At 34.9% G+C, this 22125-nt stretch carries 19 protein-coding genes and 2 pseudogenes; 8 read left to right on the top strand and 13 right to left on the bottom strand.

All coding sequences use genetic code 11. The features are described 5' to 3' along the window. Positions 1-3828 (top strand): translocation/assembly module TamB domain-containing protein, encoded by a 3828-nt coding sequence (locus GQ590_RS07215; RefSeq protein WP_160407821.1) that lies wholly within the window; start codon positions 1-3, stop codon positions 3826-3828. Positions 3829-3992: 164 nt separating this feature from the next. Here GQ590_RS07215 and GQ590_RS12895 read toward each other — a convergent pair. Beyond that, positions 3993-4160: pseudogene (locus tag GQ590_RS12895) on the bottom strand (Fic family protein); the annotation flags it as partial. Positions 4161-4795: 635 nt separating this feature from the next. Here GQ590_RS12895 and mutS point away from each other — a divergent pair. Then, on the top strand, positions 4796-7354 hold the full coding sequence (gene mutS, locus GQ590_RS07210) for a DNA mismatch repair protein MutS (protein ID WP_160407819.1): 2559 nt from the start codon (positions 4796-4798) through the stop codon (positions 7352-7354). A gap of 116 nt (positions 7355-7470) precedes the next feature. Here the strand turns inward: mutS and dld are convergent, their stop codons facing one another. Beyond that, positions 7471-9168, bottom strand: coding sequence for a D-lactate dehydrogenase (dld, locus tag GQ590_RS07205; protein ID WP_160407817.1), 1698 nt, complete (start codon positions 9166-9168; stop codon positions 7471-7473). Between the two features lie 175 nt (positions 9169-9343). Continuing rightward, the gene (gene rlmF / locus GQ590_RS07200; RefSeq protein WP_160407815.1) at positions 9344-10318 is read right to left on the bottom strand and encodes a 23S rRNA (adenine(1618)-N(6))-methyltransferase RlmF; all 975 of its coding nucleotides are present in this window, start codon (positions 10316-10318) and stop codon (positions 9344-9346) included. Positions 10319-10586: 268 nt separating this feature from the next. On the opposite strand from rlmF, the gene GQ590_RS07195 reads away from it, so the two are divergent. Next, complete coding sequence (locus GQ590_RS07195; RefSeq protein ID WP_160407813.1) at positions 10587-12002, top strand: sodium:proton antiporter; 1416 nt, start codon at positions 10587-10589, stop codon at positions 12000-12002. Between the two features lie 46 nt (positions 12003-12048). Here the strand turns inward: GQ590_RS07195 and GQ590_RS07190 are convergent, their stop codons facing one another. Next, complete coding sequence (locus GQ590_RS07190) at positions 12049-12609, bottom strand: IS3 family transposase (RefSeq protein ID WP_160422567.1); 561 nt, start codon at positions 12607-12609, stop codon at positions 12049-12051. Between GQ590_RS07190 and GQ590_RS12890 the strand changes: the two genes are divergently transcribed. Beyond that, complete coding sequence (locus GQ590_RS12890; RefSeq protein WP_160422565.1) at positions 12599-12742, top strand: IS3 family transposase; 144 nt, start codon at positions 12599-12601, stop codon at positions 12740-12742. The two genes, GQ590_RS07190 and GQ590_RS12890, sit on opposite strands and share 11 nt — an antisense overlap. A 58-nt stretch (positions 12743-12800) precedes the next feature. On the opposite strand, the gene GQ590_RS07180 is transcribed toward GQ590_RS12890, so the two are convergent. Beyond that, a complete protein-coding gene (locus GQ590_RS07180; protein ID WP_160409110.1) occupies positions 12801-13616 on the bottom strand; it encodes a TIGR03915 family putative DNA repair protein in 816 nt (271 codons plus the stop codon). A 3-nt stretch (positions 13617-13619) separates the two neighbouring features. Continuing rightward, positions 13620-14900 carry a putative DNA modification/repair radical SAM protein gene (locus tag GQ590_RS07175; RefSeq protein WP_160409108.1) on the bottom strand — a complete coding sequence of 427 codons (1281 nt, stop codon included), beginning with the start codon at positions 14898-14900 and terminating at the stop codon, positions 13620-13622. A gap of 243 nt (positions 14901-15143) precedes the next feature. On the opposite strand from GQ590_RS07175, the gene fabB reads away from it, so the two are divergent. The 3 genes from fabB (at position 15144) to GQ590_RS07160 (ending at position 18352) form a co-directional block, all read left to right on the top strand. After that, positions 15144-16355, top strand: coding sequence for a beta-ketoacyl-ACP synthase I (gene fabB / locus GQ590_RS07170; protein ID WP_065636530.1), 1212 nt, complete (start codon positions 15144-15146; stop codon positions 16353-16355). 293 nt (positions 16356-16648) lie between these two features. After that, the gene (gene greB, locus GQ590_RS07165; protein ID WP_160409105.1) at positions 16649-17134 is read left to right on the top strand and encodes a transcription elongation factor GreB; all 486 of its coding nucleotides are present in this window, start codon (positions 16649-16651) and stop codon (positions 17132-17134) included. 117 nt (positions 17135-17251) lie between these two features. After that, complete coding sequence (locus GQ590_RS07160) at positions 17252-18352, top strand: YcbX family protein (protein WP_160409103.1); 1101 nt, start codon at positions 17252-17254, stop codon at positions 18350-18352. A gap of 199 nt (positions 18353-18551) precedes the next feature. On the opposite strand, the gene GQ590_RS07155 is transcribed toward GQ590_RS07160, so the two are convergent. From GQ590_RS07155 to GQ590_RS07140, 5 genes are all read right to left on the bottom strand, one after another. Then, complete coding sequence (locus GQ590_RS07155) at positions 18552-19397, bottom strand: DMT family transporter (protein ID WP_065566497.1); 846 nt, start codon at positions 19395-19397, stop codon at positions 18552-18554. Then, on the bottom strand, positions 19394-19693 hold the full coding sequence (locus GQ590_RS07150) for a hypothetical protein (protein WP_160409102.1): 300 nt from the start codon (positions 19691-19693) through the stop codon (positions 19394-19396). The genes GQ590_RS07155 and GQ590_RS07150 overlap by 4 nt, the downstream gene beginning before the upstream one ends. Continuing rightward, positions 19690-20037 (bottom strand): hypothetical protein, encoded by a 348-nt coding sequence (locus tag GQ590_RS07145; protein ID WP_160409100.1) that lies wholly within the window; start codon positions 20035-20037, stop codon positions 19690-19692. Before GQ590_RS07145 ends, GQ590_RS07150 begins: the two co-directional genes overlap by 4 nt. A gap of 4 nt (positions 20038-20041) precedes the next feature. Next, positions 20042-20203, bottom strand: a complete 162-nt coding sequence (locus GQ590_RS12260; RefSeq protein WP_202112921.1) for a hypothetical protein — start codon at positions 20201-20203, stop codon at positions 20042-20044. A gap of 123 nt (positions 20204-20326) precedes the next feature. Further along, positions 20327-20938, bottom strand: coding sequence for a PLP-dependent cysteine synthase family protein (locus GQ590_RS07140; protein WP_202112920.1), 612 nt, complete (start codon positions 20936-20938; stop codon positions 20327-20329). Positions 20939-20976: 38 nt separating this feature from the next. Between GQ590_RS07140 and GQ590_RS07135 the strand changes: the two genes are divergently transcribed. Continuing rightward, positions 20977-21705 carry an alanyl-tRNA editing protein gene (locus GQ590_RS07135; protein ID WP_160409098.1) on the top strand — a complete coding sequence of 243 codons (729 nt, stop codon included), beginning with the start codon at positions 20977-20979 and terminating at the stop codon, positions 21703-21705. 95 nt (positions 21706-21800) lie between these two features. On the opposite strand, the pseudogene GQ590_RS07130 reads toward GQ590_RS07135, so the two are convergent. Together GQ590_RS07130 and GQ590_RS12885 are read right to left on the bottom strand one after the other, a co-directional pair. Next, a pseudogene (locus tag GQ590_RS07130) lies at positions 21801-21992 on the bottom strand (transposase); the annotation flags it as partial. Between the two features lie 44 nt (positions 21993-22036). Beyond that, complete coding sequence (locus tag GQ590_RS12885) at positions 22037-22117, bottom strand: IS3 family transposase (RefSeq protein WP_368669163.1); 81 nt, start codon at positions 22115-22117, stop codon at positions 22037-22039. Between the last annotated feature and the right edge of the window lie 8 nt (positions 22118-22125).

Below are 22125 nucleotides of genomic sequence, written 5' to 3'. Positions count from 1 at the left end.
ATGGCTAAAAATTCAATTAGAATTAAAAAAATAAAAAAAATAAAACGAATACGTAAATGGAAAAAACGCAGTATAGCTATTTTAGCTGTCATTGTCTTTTTAATTGCTTTTGTGACCTTATTTATATACACAAGTCTTGGTGTAAAATTAACCACCTATGTTTTAAATAAATTGTTACCTGAGTTAAAGATAGCCCAAGTTGAAGGAACATTTCATGATCTGCATATACAAGAGCTTTCACTTGAATTACCAGGTATTGATGTTCAGGTTAATGATGCTTCATTTTCACTAACTGGGCTTTGTTTATTAAAAACTGAAATATGTATAAAGCAATTTGATGCTAATGGTGTAACGGTTAATATTGATACGACAAAAATAGAAAATTCACCTAATGAAATCGAAAGTTCAACTGATAATAAACCTACTTCAGAAAAACCTTTAGTTATCAAAACTCCATTGCCTATAGACATTAAAAATATCCACTTAACTCATATCAAAGTCACAGTAAATGATATGCAATTTGGCATGTCTGATTTTACCGGCAAAGCCACATGGGCAAGTAAACAAATTTATGTATACCCTACTGTGGCAATGGATCTAAGTGCTATTTTTGCAGATAATAAAGCAACCAATCTGCCCATTAAAAAAACAGATGACAAAGATATTGCACTTAATGAAAAAATCACACAACTATTTAATCAACCTCTAATTGAATCACTACCTCAAGTTAACATTCCATTAGATATTAATGTAACAAGCTTAACCGGTGATAATTGGCTATTACATATAGCTGGACAAGATTATCGATTTAATAATGTTGCAATTCAAACCAATATTATTAATAGTCGTATTATTGTAAAACAACTCGACACCGATGCAACAACACCTTATGCCAATGGGCATGCTTCTGTATCGGGCGAGATTACTTTGCGTGATGACTGGCCGTTATTAGCGTTAGTCAAAGCAAATACCGAACAAAACCAATTAAATGCACAATTTTCTGGCAAATTGCTTGGAAAGCTGTTAACCAACACAACCCTTGATGGCTCAAATCAAATGAAAATAAGTGGGCACATCAATTTTATAGAAAAATACTTGCCTATTATGACCCAACTTGAAGGTAAGCATATCCAATGGCCAATCGAAGGGCAAGCACAGTATCAATTAGATGATTTTGCCGCATCAATAAATGGTAATGTGCAACAATATCAAATATCAGCGAAAGGTAACCTAAAAAGTAAAGAGTTGGCCAACATGGTCTTTGACATTGCAGGCACTGGCACCAATCAAGATGCAATCATTGAACATGGTACCATTAAGTTACCTCAAGGCGAAATTAACATAGCAGGAAAGGCCAATTGGCAACAAGCACTACAATGGGATACCAATATAAAACTCAATAAGGTTAATATCACCAAAGAACTACCAAATTATCCCATTCAATTAAACGGTCAATTAAAAACAACTGGTTCATTAGAAGGTGATAAATGGGAATTTAATTTATCCGATTTACAGTTAAAAGGTAATATCAATCACGCTGATCTGTTAACATCCGGTAGCGTGTTTATTAATTCTGAAAATAAAGTCACTGCAAATGATTTTGCGATCAAGTGGGGTAAAAACCAACTCAATTTAAATGGCTCAAGCAAAAAAGGTAACCTACTAGCTAAGCTAAATCTTGAATCATTATCGTTATTGGTTGACGGTATGGAAGGATCGGTTGTGGGTAATATTAAACTCAATGGTTCAGCTAACAATACCATTATCGATACCAATTTGTCGATTAATTCGCTCTCTTTTGATGCAATCAAAGTAGCTAAAGCCAACCTTACAGGAAAAGTTGAATACAAAGAACAAGCCAGTGGCAACATCAAACTTACAGGACAATCAATAGAACTACCAAGTCAAACCATTAAAAATGCCAATATTGAACTATCTGGTAACGAGAGTCACCATACGCTAACGATGAAGATTGATGGTGAGCTAGCTTCATTAACTACTTCGTTAATAGGTCAGCTAGATAAAGATCGCACAAAATGGAGTGGAACAATGCCACATGCCCTACTCAATTTAGGCAAGAATAATAATTGGCAACTCGCTAAATCGTTAGACTTATCTTATGATGTCAACAACCAAATACCCGCCGTTAATGCTCACTGTTGGATAAATGATAATTCAAGTATATGCCTTGATAAAAAATTACTGATCGCTAAAAATAGCGATACCAGTATCACGATCAAAAAAATCAATCTATCGAAATTACCAATGTTAAATAATGGTGAAACCAAACTTGCTGGTAATGTTAATGGAAAAATAGACATCCTATTTAATAACAACAATACAATGCCATCAATAAAAGCGAATATAACAAGTAATGATGTTTATATTCAACAAATGGTTACTTCGCAAGCACTATCACTACCGTTCAAACTATTCAAAATTGATGCAGAGTTTAATGAGCAACAAGCTAAATTAGATTGGAATTTTGACTTAAATAAGCTAGGCAAAATCAACGGTAATGTTGCTATTATAGATCCAACTGAACAAAAAAAATTAAGTGGTCAATTACAGATAGATCACTTAGCGTTAGCGATTATTAATCCATTATTAGACAGCAAAGATTATGCCAAAGGTGACATTAATGGAATGGTTAAATTCTCTGGTTCATTAAATGATCCGTTGTTAACAGGTAACATAAACCTGCAACATAGCGAAATACAATCAAGCCAATTACCGATTGATATTAAATCCGCTAAGGTTAATATCAATTTCAATGGTAAATCATCTACATTAAAAGGTGTTTTAACCACACACGCTGGCAATGTGAATATTAACGGTGATGCAAACTGGAATACCTTTGATAAATGGCAAGCCTCATTAACTGTTAATGGCGCAGCAATGGAAGTGTCTGTTCCACCAATGATTGTTATGACTGTTGTTCCTGATATTAAAATCAATGCCACACAAGATGAATTAACGTTACTAGGAAAAGTAAGTATTCCCAAAGGGAAAATAACGGTTGAATCACTGCCGGCTTCAAGTGTTGATCTATCACCTGACGAAGTTATGCTCGACGCTAATCGGAAAGAGATAAAACCTCAAGAATTTGGCATGAAAATCAATGGCCATGTTGAAATTGATATCGGTGATAAAGTGACTGTCGATGCATTTGGTTTAAAAGCATCCCTTAAAGGTAATTTAACGGCGACACAAACCAATAAAGGCCTTGATCTGCATGGCGAAGTATTAATTCCCAAAGGGCGATTTTATGCCTATGGACAAGATTTAATTATTCACAAAGGCGTCATTACCTTTTCAGGAGCAACTGATCAAGCCATGCTTGATATTGAAGCAATTCGCAATCCAGAAGCAATGGAAAACAATAATATCACGGCAGGAATCCGTGTTACAGGATCATCACAATCACCTAAGGTTGAAGTGTTTTCTGATCCTGCCATGCCACAACAAGAAGCTCTATCCTACTTAATTCGAGGTCAAGGAATTGATAACGCCGAACAAAGTGATAGTGACATGATGACAGCACTACTAGTTGGTATTGGCACAGCAAAAACTGGTAAATATATTGGTGATATCGGTAATGTATTTGGCATCAAAAATCTAACACTTGATACGCAAGGTGCTGGTAACAATTCTAAAGTTGTGGTGAGTGGGTATATATTACCTAGTTTACAACTAAAATATGGTGTCGGTATTTTTGATTCACTAGCGACATTTACTTTACGTTATAGGCTGATGCCAAATCTTTATTTGGATGCAACATCAAGCTTAGCACAAACATTGGATCTGATTTATCAATTTGATTTTTAATATTACCGGCAGCAATAACTTGCATTGTTTCCAGTAGTTTCTTAAATTACTGGAAACAACACGAGGAATTTCTACAGTTGGGATTAGGTACAGCATTTCTTAAATATGAACGAACTGGGCTAGTTGCTAACCAAGACCATGAAGATGCTGATAAAGATTCTAAAATGCTCAATGGCTAACGACGCCTGAATAGTTCGTATCCGATTCTCTTTACGTAATTGGGGCGAAGCAAGTTTACCCGTTGCCGACCAGTGGCCTAATTTCTCACTTATTTCAGCAACCAGATTAATAATCGGTGGCGTAATATTATGGAGAGGTGAATACTGACTCATCATCAATCCTTTCCATTAGTTTCATGCAAACCATTCAAATCCCCAATTTCTGTAACCATTCTCAGCATTCATTATCATAACTATACAGATCACAAGTTCCTTCACTTCCTTTACCTAAGTGCCCTAATATAGCCTGGGAAACTTAACTGGGACAGTGTAACCTTGATAATCCACGTACAGTTCAACGTAACTCGTGTGTAGTCCAGTGGAAAATGGCTAACATTTCATTACCACTTTGTTAACACCATGTATATTCGGTCAGTTTTTTGTGATAACAGTTTACACGTAAGTGGAAAGACAACAAATTAACCTTCTCTTCTCTTCTCTTCTCTTCTCTTTTATATCGGTTAATGGCTTATCAGCAAGCTTGATATCAGTATAGCCTGATGGGATAATCCTTTTTTCCGTCATTTGCCATAAAAATAGATCTCTATTAGAAAACAATAATCGGTTATAATGATACTATTAGTTAGTGTAGCCAACTTGTTTTTTATACTATAAAAAGTGTATTTTGTTATACTTTTGGTTACACTAATAATTGCGTATATCTGCATTTTTATGAGATTTCATGATTTTTAGTGAGACAAACAAAAATTACAACCAATTGAAAATAAACAGTAAAAAGAACAGTCGCCATGAATGATAACGGAAATTTAGCCAACCACACCCCAATGATGCAGCAATATTTAAAACTTAAAGCTGAAAACCCTGATATTTTATTATTTTATCGTATGGGTGATTTTTATGAGATGTTTTATGATGATGCTAAACGAGCATCTCAGCTTTTAGATATTTCACTTACTAAACGTGGTTCGTCAAATGGTGAACCAATTCCTATGGCAGGTGTGCCCTATCATGCGGTTGAAAGTTATTTAGCTAAGTTAATTTCGCTAGGCGAATCGGTTGCTATTTGTGAACAAATTGGCGATCCTGCGACAAGTAAAGGACCAGTTGAACGAAAAGTTGTCCGTATTGTGACACCCGGAACAGTCAGTGACGAATTATTACTAGAAGATCGCAAAGATAATTTACTGGCTTCAATTTGGCAACATAAAAAACATTATGGCTATGCCACGCTTGATATGAGTTCTGGTCGCTTTTATGTTTTTGAATGCGATAGCTTTGAAGCAATGCAAGCTGAACTGCAACGAACAAGCCCTGTTGAATTGTTATATCCTGAAGATTTTGAATCAATGCCTTTAATTGAACATCGCCATGGTTTGCGTCGTCGTCCACAATGGGATTTTGATCTAGAAACAGCAAAACAACAACTCAATTTACAATTTGGTACGAATGATTTAGTCGGTTTTGGCGTAGAGGCATGCCAATATGCACTTTGTGCTGCTGGTTGTTTATTACAATACGTTAAAGATACCCAACGCACAGCTCTACCCCATATACGTTCAATTATCAAACAGTCAACATATGACTTTGTGGTATTAGATGCCGCAACTCGTCACAACTTAGAAATCACCGAAAACTTATCGGGCAGTACATCAAATACGGTTGCAGATGTATTAGATAAAACACAAACTCCAATGGGTAGTCGAATGCTTAAACGCTGGTTGCATTCGCCAATTCGTCATATTGAAACTTTACAAAACCGCCAAGATGCCATTGCTGAATTACAACAACATATTGATGACGCATTACCATTATTAAAACAAATGGGCGATCTTGAACGTGTTTTAGCAAGACTGGCGCTACACACAGCTCGTCCACGGGATTTTGCGCGTTTGCGTGATGCCTATAACTTATTGCCACAATTACATTTTTTATTAGGACAATTTAGTTCGCCTTATTTACAAACTTTACAAACCAAAATTAACCAATTCGATCATATTGCCACGTTATTAAACAGTGCAATTGTTGAAACACCACCCGCTATTATTCGTGATGGCGGTGTGATTGCAACAGGCTACAATAGTGAATTAGACGAACTGCGTAATCTTGCTGATGGCGCAACCAATTACCTTGAACAACTTGAAATAAGAGAGCGTGAAACACTCGGCATTGATACATTAAAAGTTGGATTTAATGCAGTGCATGGTTATTACATCCAAATTAGTCGTGGACAAAGCCACCTTGCGCCGATTCATTATACTAGACGCCAAACATTGAAAAATGTAGAACGTTATATTATTCCAGAACTGAAAGAGTACGAAGATAAAGTACTTACCTCAAAAGGCCGAGCATTAGCACTTGAAAAACAGCTATACGAACAACTCTTTGATCAATTAATGCCAGACTTGGCTGATATGCAAACGAGTGCCGAGGCAATTGCAGAGCTTGATGTTTTAACTAACCTTGCTGAGCGAGCATTAACGCTCAATTATCAACGTCCAACATTGTCAACACAAGCAGGTATTGAGATTCAAGACGGACGTCATGTTGTCATTGAACAAGTTCTACAAACACCGTTTATTCGTAATTCGCTACACCTTTCACCAGCAAGGCGAATGCTAATTATTACTGGCCCTAACATGGGCGGAAAGAGCACTTACATGCGCCAAGCAGCATTAATTGTTTTACTTGCTTACATTGGTAGTTTTGTTCCTGCATCGAAAGCAGTAATTGGGCCAGTTGATCGTATTTTTACCCGTATTGGGGCTTGTGATGACTTAGCTTCGGGGCGCTCTACCTTTATGGTAGAAATGACCGAAACAGCCAACATTATGCATAATGCGACAGCGCAAAGCCTTGTTTTAATGGACGAAATTGGTCGAGGGACTTCAACCTATGATGGGCTTTCGCTTGCTTGGGCCTGTGCTGAAAATCTTGCCAATGAGATCAAATCAATGACACTATTTGCCACGCACTACTTCGAACTGACACAACTTCCTGAGCATATGCAAGGCGTTTATAACATCCACTTTGATGCCATTGAACACGACAACACAGTGGCTTTTATTCACGAAGTCTCAGAAGGCGCTGCTAGTAAAAGTTTTGGGATTGCCGTTGCTGGGCTTGCTGGTGTACCAAGACCGATTTTAAAACGTGCTAAACAAAAACTAAAAGAGTTAGAAGTGATCTCAAAACAATCGGCTAACAGCCATGTCGACAAATCGCAACTCTCCTTTATTGACGAACCAGAACCATCAGAAGTTGAAGAAGCCTTAAAACAGATCGACCCTGATGCATTAACGCCAAAACAAGCGTTAGAAATGTTATATCAATTAAAAAAATTATTGTGATTAAATAGTGTGATAGTAGATTTATTACATTAGGATACTGAAATAAAAACCGCTAGATGGGTTCCTAGCGGTTTTTATTGTTTATAACCCTAAAATTTAACGTTAACAACAAAGAATTAAGCCCAATTTTTCTTCTTAGAGGTTTTACCTATACCAGGATTAAGGCTATTTGTTGGATCAAGTTCTTGATAGAATTTTTTCAAATCCGCATTGGCATGATATAAATGCCCAACATTGTGCTCGGCTGGGTATTGCGCACCACGCTGATCAAGCAATGCTAAAATCTCCTCCTTAACTTTATCACAATCCACCCCTTTTTTAGCTATATAATCTTGATGAAATACATAACAGAAAAAATGCCCATAATACATTTTATAAATAAAGTTTTGATCAATGTTTTCTGGCAGCGTTTCAAACCAATCGGTATCATTACGCTTTAATGCAATATCTAATGCAACGATGTTTTCTACCGTTTTACTATGTACATTACGATAAGCCGTTGCCGCACCTGCTGCTGCAAAACGGTGTAGCATTGCTGCTTCGGCTTCTTTTTCATCACATAAAAAGTAATTACCATTTTTATTTTGAAAATAATCTTTTAAAAAAGCCTCGGCTTCTGCAATCCCATCATCGGCCATTTTTAAAATAAGATGATGTTCATAACGATCACGATAATCACGCATTGATTTTGGTAAATGATTTGGCAAAAATTTGCAAGCAAAGATAGAAAACCGATCTGAAAAGTTCTTTGGAAAAAATGGAATTTTCGCCGTAACACGATCAACAAAGTTCTTAAACACAAACATGCGTGGCATCATATCCGTACCTAGCTTTTTAATAGCTAAAAAGGACGGTTTACCATAAACCGCGGCAATATCAAACGCCACACGGTGTATATATTCGCCCGACACAGGCAATGTTTTAAATTGGCCTAAAATATGGCGACGAATACCATTTAATTCATTGATATCATTTGTACCTATGTAAAATACGGCTGATTTTTTCTCTAAAGGGAAAGTATCAAGCCGCACAGCAAAAACCATCAAACGGCCTGCACTGCCAGAGGCTTCATAATGACGAGCTGGATCAGCATTAAACCGAGCAGGCGTATCGGCATCAATTTCACGAACATGATCACAATAATGATGATCATGACCTAAGCCTGCATCACGCTTAATGTCTTTATCACTATAAGCATGATTTTGCAGATTTTGTAAAATTTTTTCTGGTTCATCTCCTAATTCAATACCTAAATGATTGACTAAGTGCAACTGACCTTGCGCATCTAATTGAGCAAACACCGCCATTTGCGTATAAGCAGGACCACGCTGAATAAGCGCTCCACCTGAATTATTGCATACACCCCCCATCACTGATGCACCAATGCAAGATGACCCAATAACTGAGTGAGGACCGCGATGATATTTTTTTAACTCTTTTTCTAACCGAAATAACGTACTACCCGGCAAACAAACAACTTGCTCGCCGTTTTCAATCACGTTAATGCCATCCAAACGGCGAGCACTGACAATCACAATAGGACGATCATAATCATTACCATCTGGTGTTGAGCCCCCTGTTAAGCCCGTATTTGCAGATTGTGTAATAACAATAACATCCGCTTCAACACACGCTTTTAACACCTGCCACTGCTCAACTAACGTTCCAGGCAACACAACAGCCAATGCATCACCTTCACCAAAACGAATACCTTGGCGATAAGGTAGCGTATGGTTAGGATTAGTTAACGTGTATTTTTGTCCAACAATACCTTGTAGCTGCTTAATGAGCTGAGCTGTTTGATTACTATTCATATCGGTATTTCCTATGCTTATTGAAGATTTAGGTGAGTTAACGGTGGTGATTAAATAATCACCCATCTTAACCAAAAGCAAGACAATAAGCTATCGAAATATTTATAGAAATGAACTAAACGCACTCAAGCAATATTTCATCAAAAAATTATTTAAAAATATTTAGTTATAATTTTTAAACTTCTGTTCTTAAGGTGTTTTTTGATAAAAGTTGTTGGCGTTCATGTTGATTAAAGAAAGTCCATGCAACAAATCGGCTGATTTTTTGCCCTTGAGCCATAGGAACAATATGGCTTTCAACAACATTAGCTTGCTTTAATTTTTTGTTGATTACCGACAAGGTCTCTTTTTTCGACACTAATGAAGTAAACCACAAGCATTGAGTTTTATATTGAGTACTTTCGTTAATCATATTACTAATAAAAGTACTTTCACCACCTTGACACCAAAGTTCGGCATGTTGCCCACCAAAATTAAGCACAGTTTTTTGAGTGGAAGACGTTAACTTGCCTAACTTCTTCAGTTTGTTTTGCGTACTTGCCAACGCGTCTTGTGCCGAAGCATGAAAAGGTGGATTACACAACGTTAAGGTATAAAACTCGTTAGGCTTAATAATATGCCTAAAAATCGCTTTATTGTCTTTTTGTAATCGACACTGCAAAGTATTTTTTAATAACGCATTGGATTGTGTTATTAACGAAGCAACTTTGATCGCAACTGAATTAATATCACTCCCGACAAATGACCAACCATATTCAGCACAACCAATAATAGGGTAAATCACATTAGCACCAACGCCAATATCCAATACATTAATTTGCTTACCTGTTGGGATATGATTTTGATTGTCTTGCGCTAATAAATCGGCTAAATAGTGAATATAATCCGCTCGACCAGGAATAGGCGGGCATAAATAACCGTCTGGGATATCCCAATAACTCATCTGATAATAGCTAAACAGCAAAGCTTTATTTAACATTTTAACCGCCATCGGATCGGCAAAATCAATCGATAAATTACCATAGGGATTTCGATTTACATAGTGAGATAGCTCGGGTAGTATATTGATAAGCTTTGCAAAATCATAACCGTCTTGATGTTTGTTTCGGCAATGTAATTGGGACTTTTTTATGGATGACGGTGTCGGCATGAAAAACTCTCTATAATCAAATAGCACGCTATTATAACGCTTTTATCTGTAATATGCGAAAAAACCATTGCCTATGCTATAGCAATATTGTGTTGAATTGGCCAGTATTTTTAGTCATCATCACACTCACCATTGATTTTGTAAAATATTTCAGATAAACAATTAATTTTACTCTTCTTTATTAATTGATTTTAAAGTAATTTTTTAAACTCTTTGCTATAATTGTTCCTTATATAAAATATTATCACCATAAAGTCTTTAATCTGATATGAAAACATTTTTTACTTTTATTACCTTATCTCTCTTTTCATCTGGGACTTTTGCTACTGGTTTAAATGGCCATGATTTATCGCTTTATTTTTCAATTCCATTCATCGGAATTTTATTATCCATTGCATTAATGCCGCTTTTTTTATCGCGACTTTGGCATTATCACTACGGAAAAATCATTGCTATTTGGACCTTACTGTTTTTATTTTTTACGTTTTACTTCTTTGGTCTACAACCGACTATCGACTTAACCGTACATGCCATTATTGTTGAATATATTCCTTTTATTTTATTATTGCTGGCGCTTTTTACCGTTTCGGGTGGAATTTTGATTAAAAGTGAAGTTATTAGTACACCTAAATTAAACGTTGGTTTATTAGCTATAGGCACCTTACTGGCCTCAATTATGGGTACAACGGGTGCAGCAATGTTGATGATTCGTCCTTTAATTAGGGCCAATCGCCAACGCCAACACGCCACGCACACTATTATCTTTTTCATTTTTTTAGTGGCTAACATAGGTGGCGGATTAACACCATTAGGCGATCCACCGCTCTTTATTGGCTTTTTAAAAGGAGTTAATTTTACTTGGACAGTAAGGCATATGCTATTACCCGTATTACTAAACGCTATATTGTTATTAGCCATTTATTATGTGATTGATAACTATTATTTCCGCCAACAATATGGAAAAATACAGGCCAACATTCTAATGTCAAAACCACACCCAGTTAAGGTTTATGGCAAGTTTAATATTATTTTATTGATCGCCATTGTCATAGGTGTGTTGCTGTCGGGTATTTGGCAATCATCGGTGAGTTTTAGCTTTTTAGGGGTAAATATTGCGTTACAAAATTTAGTTCGCGATGGAATGTTTATGCTAATCAGCCTGATATCAATAGTAATCACCCCAAAACAAGTGCGAGCAGGTAACGAATTTAATTGGGATGCCATAATCGAAGTTGCTAAGCTATTTATTGGTATTTTCATTACGATAGTCCCAGTTATCGCGATATTACGAGCAGGTAGCAATGGTGCCTTAGCACCTTTGGTATCTTTTGTGACTTCAGAACAAGGTAATCCCATTGATGGCCGATATTTTTGGTTATCGGGATTATTATCAGGATTTTTAGATAATGCACCGACTTATTTGGTATTTTTTAATTTAGCTTCAGGTGATGCCAATATATTAATGACAACAATGACAAAAACATTACTCGCCATATCAATGGGATCAGTATTTATGGGAGCATTAAGTTATATTGGTAACGCTCCTAACTTTATGGTTAAAAGTATTGCAACGCAACACAAAATCAACATGCCAGGCTTTTTTGGTTATATGAAATGGTCTGTCACTATCTTAATACCATTGTTTATTATTAATCATTTATTATTTTTTAATGAATTGGCATAAGCGGAATGTAAATACCCCAAGCTTAGTACAAAACTCACATAGAAAATCACGCTGCCTGTTTTAGTGTTTTATACTCAATCGGTGTCATGTTATTTAACGCCTCATGCGGTCTTTCGGTATTATAAATCGTTAACCATTCTTCAGTCATTCTCCTTGCTTGCTCTAGGTTGTTAAAAAGATATAAATCTAACACCTCGGTTCGATAAGTTCGGTTAAATCGCTCAATATAACCGTTTTGATATGGGCTACCAGGCTCAATATAATCAATAGTAATACCATGTAATTTTGCCCAATTAGTAAACGTTTTTCCAGTGAATTCTGGCCCATTATCGACCCGTATTTTTAACGGATAACCATGGTATTGAGCCAGTTTATCCAGATAACGAATGATTCTACCTGCAGGTAAACTGACCGCAATATCAATGCCTAATGCTTCTCGGTTAAAGTCATCGATGACATTGAATGTCCTAAAGCGACGTTGATTACGGCTGCTGTCACTCATAAAATCCATTGACCAACATTCACCTTGTTTATTAGGAACCGATAACTTTTTAGGGGTTCGGGGTGGAATACGCTGTTTACGCTTTATCCTGAAATTGAGTTTCAACTCAACGGCTGAGTTACAACGCGCTTTTTCGGCTTATGCTTATTGGTATAATCATAAACGATTACATTCTTCGTTAGGCTATTTGCCTCCCGTTGAATTTAAAAAACAGTTACCCCTTAATTTTTTTGTTTGAAATGTGTTATCATTCCAATGCGTCGTTTCCTTAAATATAAGTCATTTTAATTAAAGGTTTATTTTAATACTGGCCTCATTTCTGGCAGATAATGCCAAAATCGACTTGGCATCTGTTGCCGTTGTAATTTAGGATTGATACGTTCTTTGATAGTTAACGCATTGCAATAGCGTTGCCACATGGTTTGAAATAATGCTTCTTCTTTCGTTAGATATTGCTGATTAACTTGGCTGTGAATAATCAAATCATCCTTATTAACAAGCGAAACAGGCTCAATAGTGTGTAAATTATAAAAATAACCATATTCACGCTTTTCGTCATATATCGCCCATTTTTGATCGGCAAAACGCGCTTTAAAAAAGCTAAGAACTAATGGTAATACATTATAAATAGGAGCGATAACCGAAAAATACACTTTATCATTATTATCATGATGCTCAAATTCACTGTTAAGTGGATGACTAATAGCATTAAAGCGTACAAATTGCATCACACGATGCCGTTCTCGACTTACTTTTTTTGCAATATCATGCACGGTTAACACATCGTGATCAGCAAAATCAGTTTCGATTGATTGAGATGATTTAAAAACCTTACAAATATAACGAAAAACAGTCAAATCGCTTTCGGGCAATTCTGATAGCCACACATACATTAAATGGCGAAGTGCAATTTTGCTAACCTTTTTAATTAATGCCACACGCACTCGCTCATATTTAAGCTCACTAAATTCAACATGATGCCTGTCAGACACTAACAAAGGCTCAACCTGCTGTGCCGTTAACAAACATTCTGGCATTTTTTTAAGTTTAAAAGCATCAAAAACTGCACAAAGCAAACTTTCAAAGCTTTTATCATAATAAAACGCTAACATACTTTACCACCCCATCGCCAATTGCTCAGGAGCATTATTTGGCTTATCTTCTAATAAAGATCGTTCTTGCAAAGGCGGTTCTTGCAAAGTAAGTCGGATATAATCGGCCGATGAATCAAGCAATTTAAATTTTTTCATTTCATGACACACAACAAAAAACTTTGCACGTTTTAAAACTACCCCAATACGTTTAAGTGCCTCAAAAGTGAGTTTACGGTGACGCCTTGCCATCACAATTAACTTTGCTGATTTAACCCCTATACCTGGCACACGCAAAATTTTTTGATAACTATCACGGTTAACATCAACAGGAAAATACTGTGGATTGCGAATTGCCCAAGCCAGCTTAGGATCAACTGTTAAATCAAGATCAGGATGCTGATCGTTCACAATTTCATCGACACTAAAATCATAAAAACGTAATAACCAATCCGCTTGGTATAAACGGTTTTCACGCATTCTGGGTACATCTTGAACAACGGGCAAACGTTTATCGTAGCCATTTACAGGAATAAATCCCGAATAATAAACTCGTTTCATGCTTGGTCTTTTATAGAGCTTAGACGTTAATTGCAAAATTTGTTTATCTGATTCATCTGTCGCACCTATAATCACTTGCGTACTTTGCCCTGCAGGTACAAATTTAGGGGTAGATCGAAATTTTTTGCGATCTTCAATATTTTCTAGCAAATTTTGATGAATTTGGCGCATTGGTTGATAAATGCTTTGATGATCTTTATCGGGCGCTAATAATTTAAGATTTTCTTCGGTTGGGATTTCTAAATTAACACTCATCCTATCAACCAATAAACCTGCTTGATCAATAAGTTCATTACTTGCACCAGGGATCGCTTTCATATGAATATAACCATTAAAACCATGCTCATTACGCAAGATTTTTACCACTCTGATCATCTTTTCCATCGTATGATCAGGGTTTCTTACAATGCCTGAACTAATAAACAAACCTTCAATATAATTGCGACGATAAAATTCGATGGTCAAATCGGCCAACTCTCTTGGTGTAAAGCCTGCTCTTGGTATGTCGTTACTTTGTCGATTAATACAATAAGCGCAATCAAACATACAATAATTCGTCAACATAATTTTAAGTAACGAAACACACCTTCCATCAGCAGTAAATGTATGGCAGATTCCAGATTTATGCGCATTACCAATACCTCTACCTTTGTTACTTCTTGACGCACCACTTGACGAACAAGAGATATCATATTTCGCCGATTCAGCTAATATTTCAAGCTTCGTTATCATTTTTTCATTCATATTAAAACCACCATTAAACTGTATATATATACAGCATTATAGCAATCTTATTATTGGATGCAACCAAAACCATGCACTTTTCTACTCAATAACAAAACAAATATTCTATTTTTACTAAAAAATAACAAGCTAAAATTTTATTTAAAATAAAAAAAGAGCTAAGGTATTGTTCAGCTTACAAGCGTACGCTATAATCAACACACTTTAAGTATGAAGCCAAATAACTTAGGAGCTAAATAGTAAATGAAACGTGTTGTAATTACAGGGTTAGGAATTCTTTCAAGTATTGGGAATAATACTAAAGAAGTTTTAGAATCACTAAAAATAGGTCGTAGCGGTATTACTTTTTCCCAAGAAATGAAAGATAGCGGAATGCGTAGCCATGTATGCGGAAATGTCAAACTCGACACAACCGGACTGATTGATCGTAAAATTGTTCGCTTCATGAATGATGCTTCTATTTATGGTTATTTAGCTTTACAACAAGCAATTGAGGATGCCAAATTAACACCAGAACAAGTTTCTAACCCTCGTACTGGGTTAATTGCAGGTTATGGTGGTTCAACCAAGACGCAATATAATGTTGTTGCTGGAATGAAAGAAAAGGGATTACGTGGTGTGGGACCTTATGCGGTAACCAAATCAATGTCATCAGCGATTTCAGCCTGTTTAGCAACGCCATTTAAAATTAAAGGTATTAGCTACTCAATGACATCAGCTTGTGCAACATCAGTTCACTGTATTGGGCATGCAGCAGAGCTAATTCAACTTGGTAAACAAGACATTGTATTTGCAGGTGGTGGTGAAGAGCTTTGTTGGGAAATGTCATGCGAATTTGACGCCATGGGGGCTTTATCAACCAAATATAATGACAACCCAGAAAAGGCATCACGCGCTTATGACAAAAACCGCGATGGTTTTGTTATTGCTGGCGGTGCTGGTATGGTTGTGGTTGAAGAATTAGAACACGCACTTGCTCGTGGTGCTCACATTTATGGTGAACTAGTTGGCTATGGCGCAACATCAGATGGTCATGACATGGTTGCCCCATCGGGTGAAGGCGCAATGCGTTGTATGCAACTTGCTATCCAAGATTTAGATGTTCCTGTTGATTATATCAATACTCACGGCACATCAACCCCAGTGGGTGATGTCAAAGAATTATGGGCAATTAAACAAGTATTTGGTGATAATATTCCCGCTATTTCATCAACTAAATCAATGACGGGTCACTCACTAAGTGCAACTGGTGCACAAGAACTTATCTATTCACTATTAATGTTAGAGCATGGCTTTATTACCCCAAGCATTAATATTGATGAATTAGATGAAGCTGCAATTGGCATGAATATTATTACTGAACCAACCGAGCGTGAACTAACAACAGTCATGTCAAATAGTTTCGGTTTTGGTGGTACTAATGCCTCAATTGTCATGAAAAAATACAAAGCTTAGTAAGTCGGTTTTCAATTGATATTACTTATAAAAATGTTCCATTTAAAATGGTGCAACTCACTGACAAACCTCGATATTATTCGGGGTTTATTTTTATATTAATCAACTAAGCAAGCATTAAAACGGATATTTTTCTTGACCTGCAAAAAATCTTTTGTCGAGATATAATTATAAGATGTAAGAATTATTCTCACTATTTATACTTTAAAATTCCTGCAACTAAAAATAGCTTTAAGTTTTATACAAACAATCTTAATAAACAAAGAAAAACGATATAATAGATATAGCATGATATGAAAAAAGCAGATTACATAACAAGAGAAGGCTACTTAGCGCTTGATCGTGAACTAAAATATTTATGGAAAGAGGAAAGACCTAAAGTTACTCAAGCAGTATCAGATGCTGCAGCTTTAGGGGATCGTAGTGAAAACGCCGAATATATCTACGGTAAACGCCGATTACGAGAAATCGATAGGCGAGTACGTTTCTTAACCAAGCGATTAGAGTCACTGGTCATTGTCGATCCAGATCCAAGGCAAGAGGGAAAAGTGTTTTTTGGTGCTTGGATAAAATTAGAGGATGAAGATGGCAATTTGCGTATCTATCGTATTGTTGGAGCTGACGAGTTTGATCCTAAAAAAAATTGGATATCAATAAATAGTCCTGTTGCCAGAGCTTTAATTGGACATAAAATTGATGATGAAATAGTCGTTATGACGCCTAATGGAAAAGTTTATTATTCTATTGTAGAAATTAGTTATACAGAATTAAAAGTTTAACATTATAATTAAATAACATATTTTTATAATATCAAGTAGAGTTACATTATTATCTATAATTTATTAATTAATATTTATATAATCATACCAACACATTTATAGTTAACTTAATATATCATGATTTCTATTAACCAGATCTATATATATCCTGTCAAATCGACGCAAGGTATATCATTAACAAAAGCCAACGCCGTTGACGGTGGCTTTGAGAATGATCGCATTTTGATGATTACTGAACCTGATGGTACGTTCATTACTGCAAGGCAATATCCTGAGCTTTTAAAAGTAGAAACAGCTATTATAAAAAATGATATCCATGTCACACTTCCATCAGGAGAAAAGATCATAATAAATTTAGACGATTTTTCGAATAATGCTGAACCAACCGAAGTCTTTGGAAACCGTTTTACTTCATATATAGCACCAATTAAGGTTAACCAATTCATAAGCCAGTTTTTACAAAAGGATGTGCAATTACGTTGGCTTGGACATCAATTATCACGTCGCACAAAACGCTACCAAAAAATACCTGTCAGTTTTGCTGATGGTTATCCTTATTTGCTAATAAATAAATCTTCATTTGATTATTTACAACATCTATGCCCAGAAAAACTTGATATCAGACAGTTTCGTGCAAATATTATTATTCAAGGTACACTACCTTTTGCCGAAGATGGTTGGAAAACAATTAAAATTGGTGAGGTAATCTTTGATATTGTAAAGCCTTGTACTCGTTGTATATTAACCACAATGAATGTTAATACAGGAAAACCATTAAATAATAATGAACCGCTTAAAACATTAGGGTATTTTAGAACAGATGAACAAGGACAAATCGATTTTGGCGTAAATATGATTGCTCGAGACCATGGAAAAATTTCAGTTGATGATAAAATAGAAGTATTGGCACGGCAACCGGCCAAAAACTACATTAAAGCTTTCCCACCTGAAGAAAAAAGTGAAGAACAGTGTTATTCAATTATTTTCGAAGAAAAAACCATTAAAGGTAATAATAAGCAAACCATTTTAGAACAATTAGAACAAAATAAAATAACATTACCTTATTCTTGCCGTACTGGTATATGTGGTCGTTGCTTAGTTGTGTTGAAAAAAGGCAAAGTCAATCCACTAACGCAATCAGCAATAAAAAGAAATAATCAAATTTTAGCCTGCAGTTGTGTGCCCAAAAGCGATATCGTAATACAGTTAAAAAAGTAATATAACAACTTGTTTATTAACTATATCAATGTAAAATTGATCTTTGAGCCTCGCCCCAAAAGCGGTATTTACATACTAATTCTTTGAATTCTTTTTGATAGAAAGCTGTAACTAATTTTCCATCCACTTCAGCAACTACAAAAATTAAAAACTGAATTCTAAATTGTACCGAATTCAGTCTTAAAAAAGGATAGAAAGATTATTTATTTTTAGCAAAGAAAATCCCGACTATAACAATAAATATTCCTAGAATTTCTTGGAGAGATAGATTTTCATGAAAAAGAATATAAGCATATAATGCGGAAATAACAGGCTGCATAAGAACTAATATTGATGCAAGGCTAGCAGATATTTTTCCTAGAATATAGCTAAGGCCACCTTGCCCTAGTATTTGGGAAAAAATAGCTAACCCAATAAGAGGCCATAGTTCTCTCCAACTTGTAGGGTAACTAACTCCCTCCATAATTAAACTGGCTAATAAAAGGACAACAACTGAACCAAAGGCACTATAATACATAACTTGTACGCTAGATACTCTAGTTCTTACTTTGTAAACAATGAGTAAAAATAAGGCATAAAAAATAGATGTCATAAATGCAAGAAAATCACCAAAGACATTTCCTTCGTTAGTATTTTGTTTACCGGTGATCAGGATAAAAAGCCCTAATAAAGCTAAAAACAATCCTAGTAAAAATTTTTTTGATATTTTTTCTTTATATAAAAAATAGCAGGCCGGCACTATACTAAAAGGGACTAAATTTGCTAATAAATTTGCATTTGCGACTGTCGTATATGAAAAAGATATATTCCACAGTATTAAATCCCCTGCTAGAAATCCTCCAGAAATATAGAGTAAAAGTTTATCTTTACAGATCACTTTATTTCTTTTTTCTATTTTAAAAAAAGGATATAGTATTGGAATGCTAAACAGTACCCTATAAAAACCTGTACTAATAGGTCCTAATTCACTTAATTTGACAAAGATCCCTCCAGTGGCTAAAAATGACACAAAGAGTAATGTAAGGAAAAAATATAAGTATCTCATTGAACGGCTACCTTAATATATTGTTTAGTATTTTTTATTGTTACAATGTGGTTATCAGGAACATCATTATAAATAATAGAATGCGGAGATATTTTTACATTGTTACCTATTGTAATTCTCCCGAATATTCTTACATATCCGCCAATTTCGACATTGTGCCCAATTATTGGATGTCTTCCCCCTTCTTTATTCTGCGCAATTTTTGAGGAACCTAATATAATATTCTGCAAAAAATAGCAATTATTACCTATAATACAGGTTTCTCCAATGACCGTTCCTACACCATGATCTATCACAAAATTGCAACCTTTGTTGAGGCAGGATGGATTTCTATTCCTGTTTTTACTTTTATATATTCAGAAATTTTTTTTGCGTCAATTTTTTCTTCATATTTCTTATAAATATAATTTGCTATACGATATCCAACTACGCTATCAAATGAAGAAAAAGATAACAATAAATAGGTAGAGCCCCCCTGAGTTGAAGGATCTTTTTGCAAAAACGCATTTTTATCCTTTTCTAATGAATCATATAAATAAATAATGTCTTCTTTTGATAAATATTTTATGTTGAATCTATTTAATAAATAAATAATTTTAGAGAGTAAAATACTTTCATCTGAGATGCTTGAATTTATCATAATTTTAATATTCCATATAACTTTTACCGCTATCAGGTGCTATTGTTACAATAATTTTATTTTTTTCATGGTTCATCGCTTCTTTAAAAGCAGCTAAAATATTAGCTCCTGATGAAATTCCTACAAATAATCCATTTTTTTTGCTTAACCAATTTCTTAAATCCATAACTTCCTCAAAGTTAACATTAATCATTTTATTTATAATAGTTAAATCCACAATAGATGGAATGATTCCGACAGCAATGGCTTCTATTTTATGTGAGGAAAATTTATTATTTAAAAAATCACATTATTCAGGTTGAACTCCAATGATTTTAGTTTTACTATCTATCCCTTTTAAATATTTTCCCACTCCCATTAAGGTACCTCCAGACCCTATCCCTGCAACAAAAACATCTACGTTGTTTATATTTAATTGATTAATAATTTCAGGGCCAGTTGTTAAATAATGTGATAATGGATTAGCAGGATTAGAAAATTGATCTAAATTTATGTATTTATTTTCAGATTCCAAAATTTTTTTGGCGAGACGAATATGAGAACCAGGGCCTGTTTTATGATCGGAAAGAATAATTTTAGCACCATAACTTTCTAATGTTTTAATTTTTTCACGGCTGAAATTATCGGGGATAACTAAGTGAACTTTATAGCCAAGATTTATAGCTGAAAGTGTAATTCCTAAGCCTGTGTTGCCTCCTGTTGCTTCTAAAATTATTTTTTTATTATTTAAAATTCCACGTTGATGGGCATCCACAACCATAAATTTGCCAGGTCTGGATTTTACACTACCTCCTGGATTAAATTCTTCAAGTTTTACGAATATGGGTGCTTTTTTATAATCAAAAATATTTTTTAATTTTACAATGGGAGTATTGCCAATATAACTTATGATGTTTAACATATTATTTAATATATCCTTAACTTTAAAGTCACTTAATTATGAATACAATAAAAGCGTATTATTTGTACCCAGATATACAATGTTTAACAGCAAAAATAATTAATATATATGGAGAATATATTGAACTCGATTCTACTATAGCGTTTCCAGAGGGGGGCGGTCAAGAGGGAGATCACGGGGAAATGTGTTTAAAAAACGATCCAAGTATAAAAATAAATTTTATTGACACTCAATTAATAGAAACATCCAAAATAAATAACATTAATTATCCAGATTGTAAAATTGGAGGTAAAATAATTCATAAAATATTTTCTGAAGATTTATATTTATTAAATAAATTTACTACTGGAGATGAAGTAATCATTACAATAAATACAGACAGAAGAAATTTATTAACTCAAAGTCATTCAGCTACTCATGTTATGTATATGGCTATAGACTTGCTTAAGAGCGATATTGTGACCCATATACTCGGATGCCATATAAAACCACAGGGTGGTCGCCTTGATTTTCTTACGGATTATAGATTTTCCCAGGAAGAGATAAAAATAATAGAAGAAAAAGCCAATTCAATTATCCTTGATAATATTCCCACTCCAATTGAGGTAGATCCCAAATATCCTGATGTAAGATATTGGATATGTGGTGATTATAAAATACCGTGCGGAGGAACACATACGAAAAATACAGGGGAAATACCTTTGATAAAGATTTCAAGAAAGAGTATAGGAGCTGGTAAAGAAAGAGTATTGTTCCAATGGAAATAGATATACTAATCCAACAGATATCAAATAATAATGTGTATTTTTTTAAATATAAATCTGTAAATACCCCATTTTTAGCACAAAACCCACCTAAAAAATTACGCTACCTGTTTTCGAGTTTTAAATTCAATCGGCGTCATGTTATTTAATGCCTCATGCGGTCTTTCGGTGTTATAAATTGTTAGCCATTCTTCGGTAACCTTGCTTGCCTGTTCCAGCTTGTCAAAAAGATATAAATCCAATACCTCTGTACCGTACGAACGGTTAAATCGTTCAATAAACCCATTTTGATATTGTAAATACCCCAAGCTTAGTACACAACTCACGTAGAAAATCATGCTGCCTGTTTTTGTGTTTTAAATTCAATCGGCGTCATATTATTTAGTGCCTCATGCGGTCTTTCGGTATTATAAATCGTTAACC

This window comes from Gilliamella sp. Lep-s35 (genome assembly GCF_009795845.1).
Lineage (GTDB): Bacteria > Pseudomonadota > Gammaproteobacteria > Enterobacterales > Orbaceae > Gilliamella.
Note: the sequence above shows the minus strand (reverse complement) of the source record. Positions and strands in the feature narration are given on the sequence as shown.

Coding starts and splice junctions, on each gene's coding strand:
- GQ590_RS07215 (WP_160407821.1), top strand. CDS start 1: ATGGCTAAAAATTCAATTAGAATTAAAAAAATAAAAAAAATAAAACGA.
- mutS (WP_160407819.1), top strand. CDS start 4,796: ATGAATGATAACGGAAATTTAGCCAACCACACCCCAATGATGCAGCAA.
- dld (WP_160407817.1), bottom strand. CDS start 9,168: ATGAATAGTAATCAAACAGCTCAGCTCATTAAGCAGCTACAAGGTATT.
- rlmF (WP_160407815.1), bottom strand. CDS start 10,318: ATGCCGACACCGTCATCCATAAAAAAGTCCCAATTACATTGCCGAAAC.
- GQ590_RS07195 (WP_160407813.1), top strand. CDS start 10,587: ATGAAAACATTTTTTACTTTTATTACCTTATCTCTCTTTTCATCTGGG.
- GQ590_RS07180 (WP_160409110.1), bottom strand. CDS start 13,616: ATGTTAGCGTTTTATTATGATAAAAGCTTTGAAAGTTTGCTTTGTGCA.
- GQ590_RS07175 (WP_160409108.1), bottom strand. CDS start 14,900: ATGAATGAAAAAATGATAACGAAGCTTGAAATATTAGCTGAATCGGCG.
- fabB (WP_065636530.1), top strand. CDS start 15,144: ATGAAACGTGTTGTAATTACAGGGTTAGGAATTCTTTCAAGTATTGGG.
- greB (WP_160409105.1), top strand. CDS start 16,649: ATGAAAAAAGCAGATTACATAACAAGAGAAGGCTACTTAGCGCTTGAT.
- GQ590_RS07160 (WP_160409103.1), top strand. CDS start 17,252: ATGATTTCTATTAACCAGATCTATATATATCCTGTCAAATCGACGCAA.
- GQ590_RS07155 (WP_065566497.1), bottom strand. CDS start 19,397: ATGAGATACTTATATTTTTTCCTTACATTACTCTTTGTGTCATTTTTA.
- GQ590_RS07145 (WP_160409100.1), bottom strand. CDS start 20,037: ATGATAAATTCAAGCATCTCAGATGAAAGTATTTTACTCTCTAAAATT.
- GQ590_RS12260 (WP_202112921.1), bottom strand. CDS start 20,203: ATGGATTTAAGAAATTGGTTAAGCAAAAAAAATGGATTATTTGTAGGA.
- GQ590_RS07140 (WP_202112920.1), bottom strand. CDS start 20,938: ATGTTAAACATCATAAGTTATATTGGCAATACTCCCATTGTAAAATTA.
- GQ590_RS07135 (WP_160409098.1), top strand. CDS start 20,977: ATGAATACAATAAAAGCGTATTATTTGTACCCAGATATACAATGTTTA.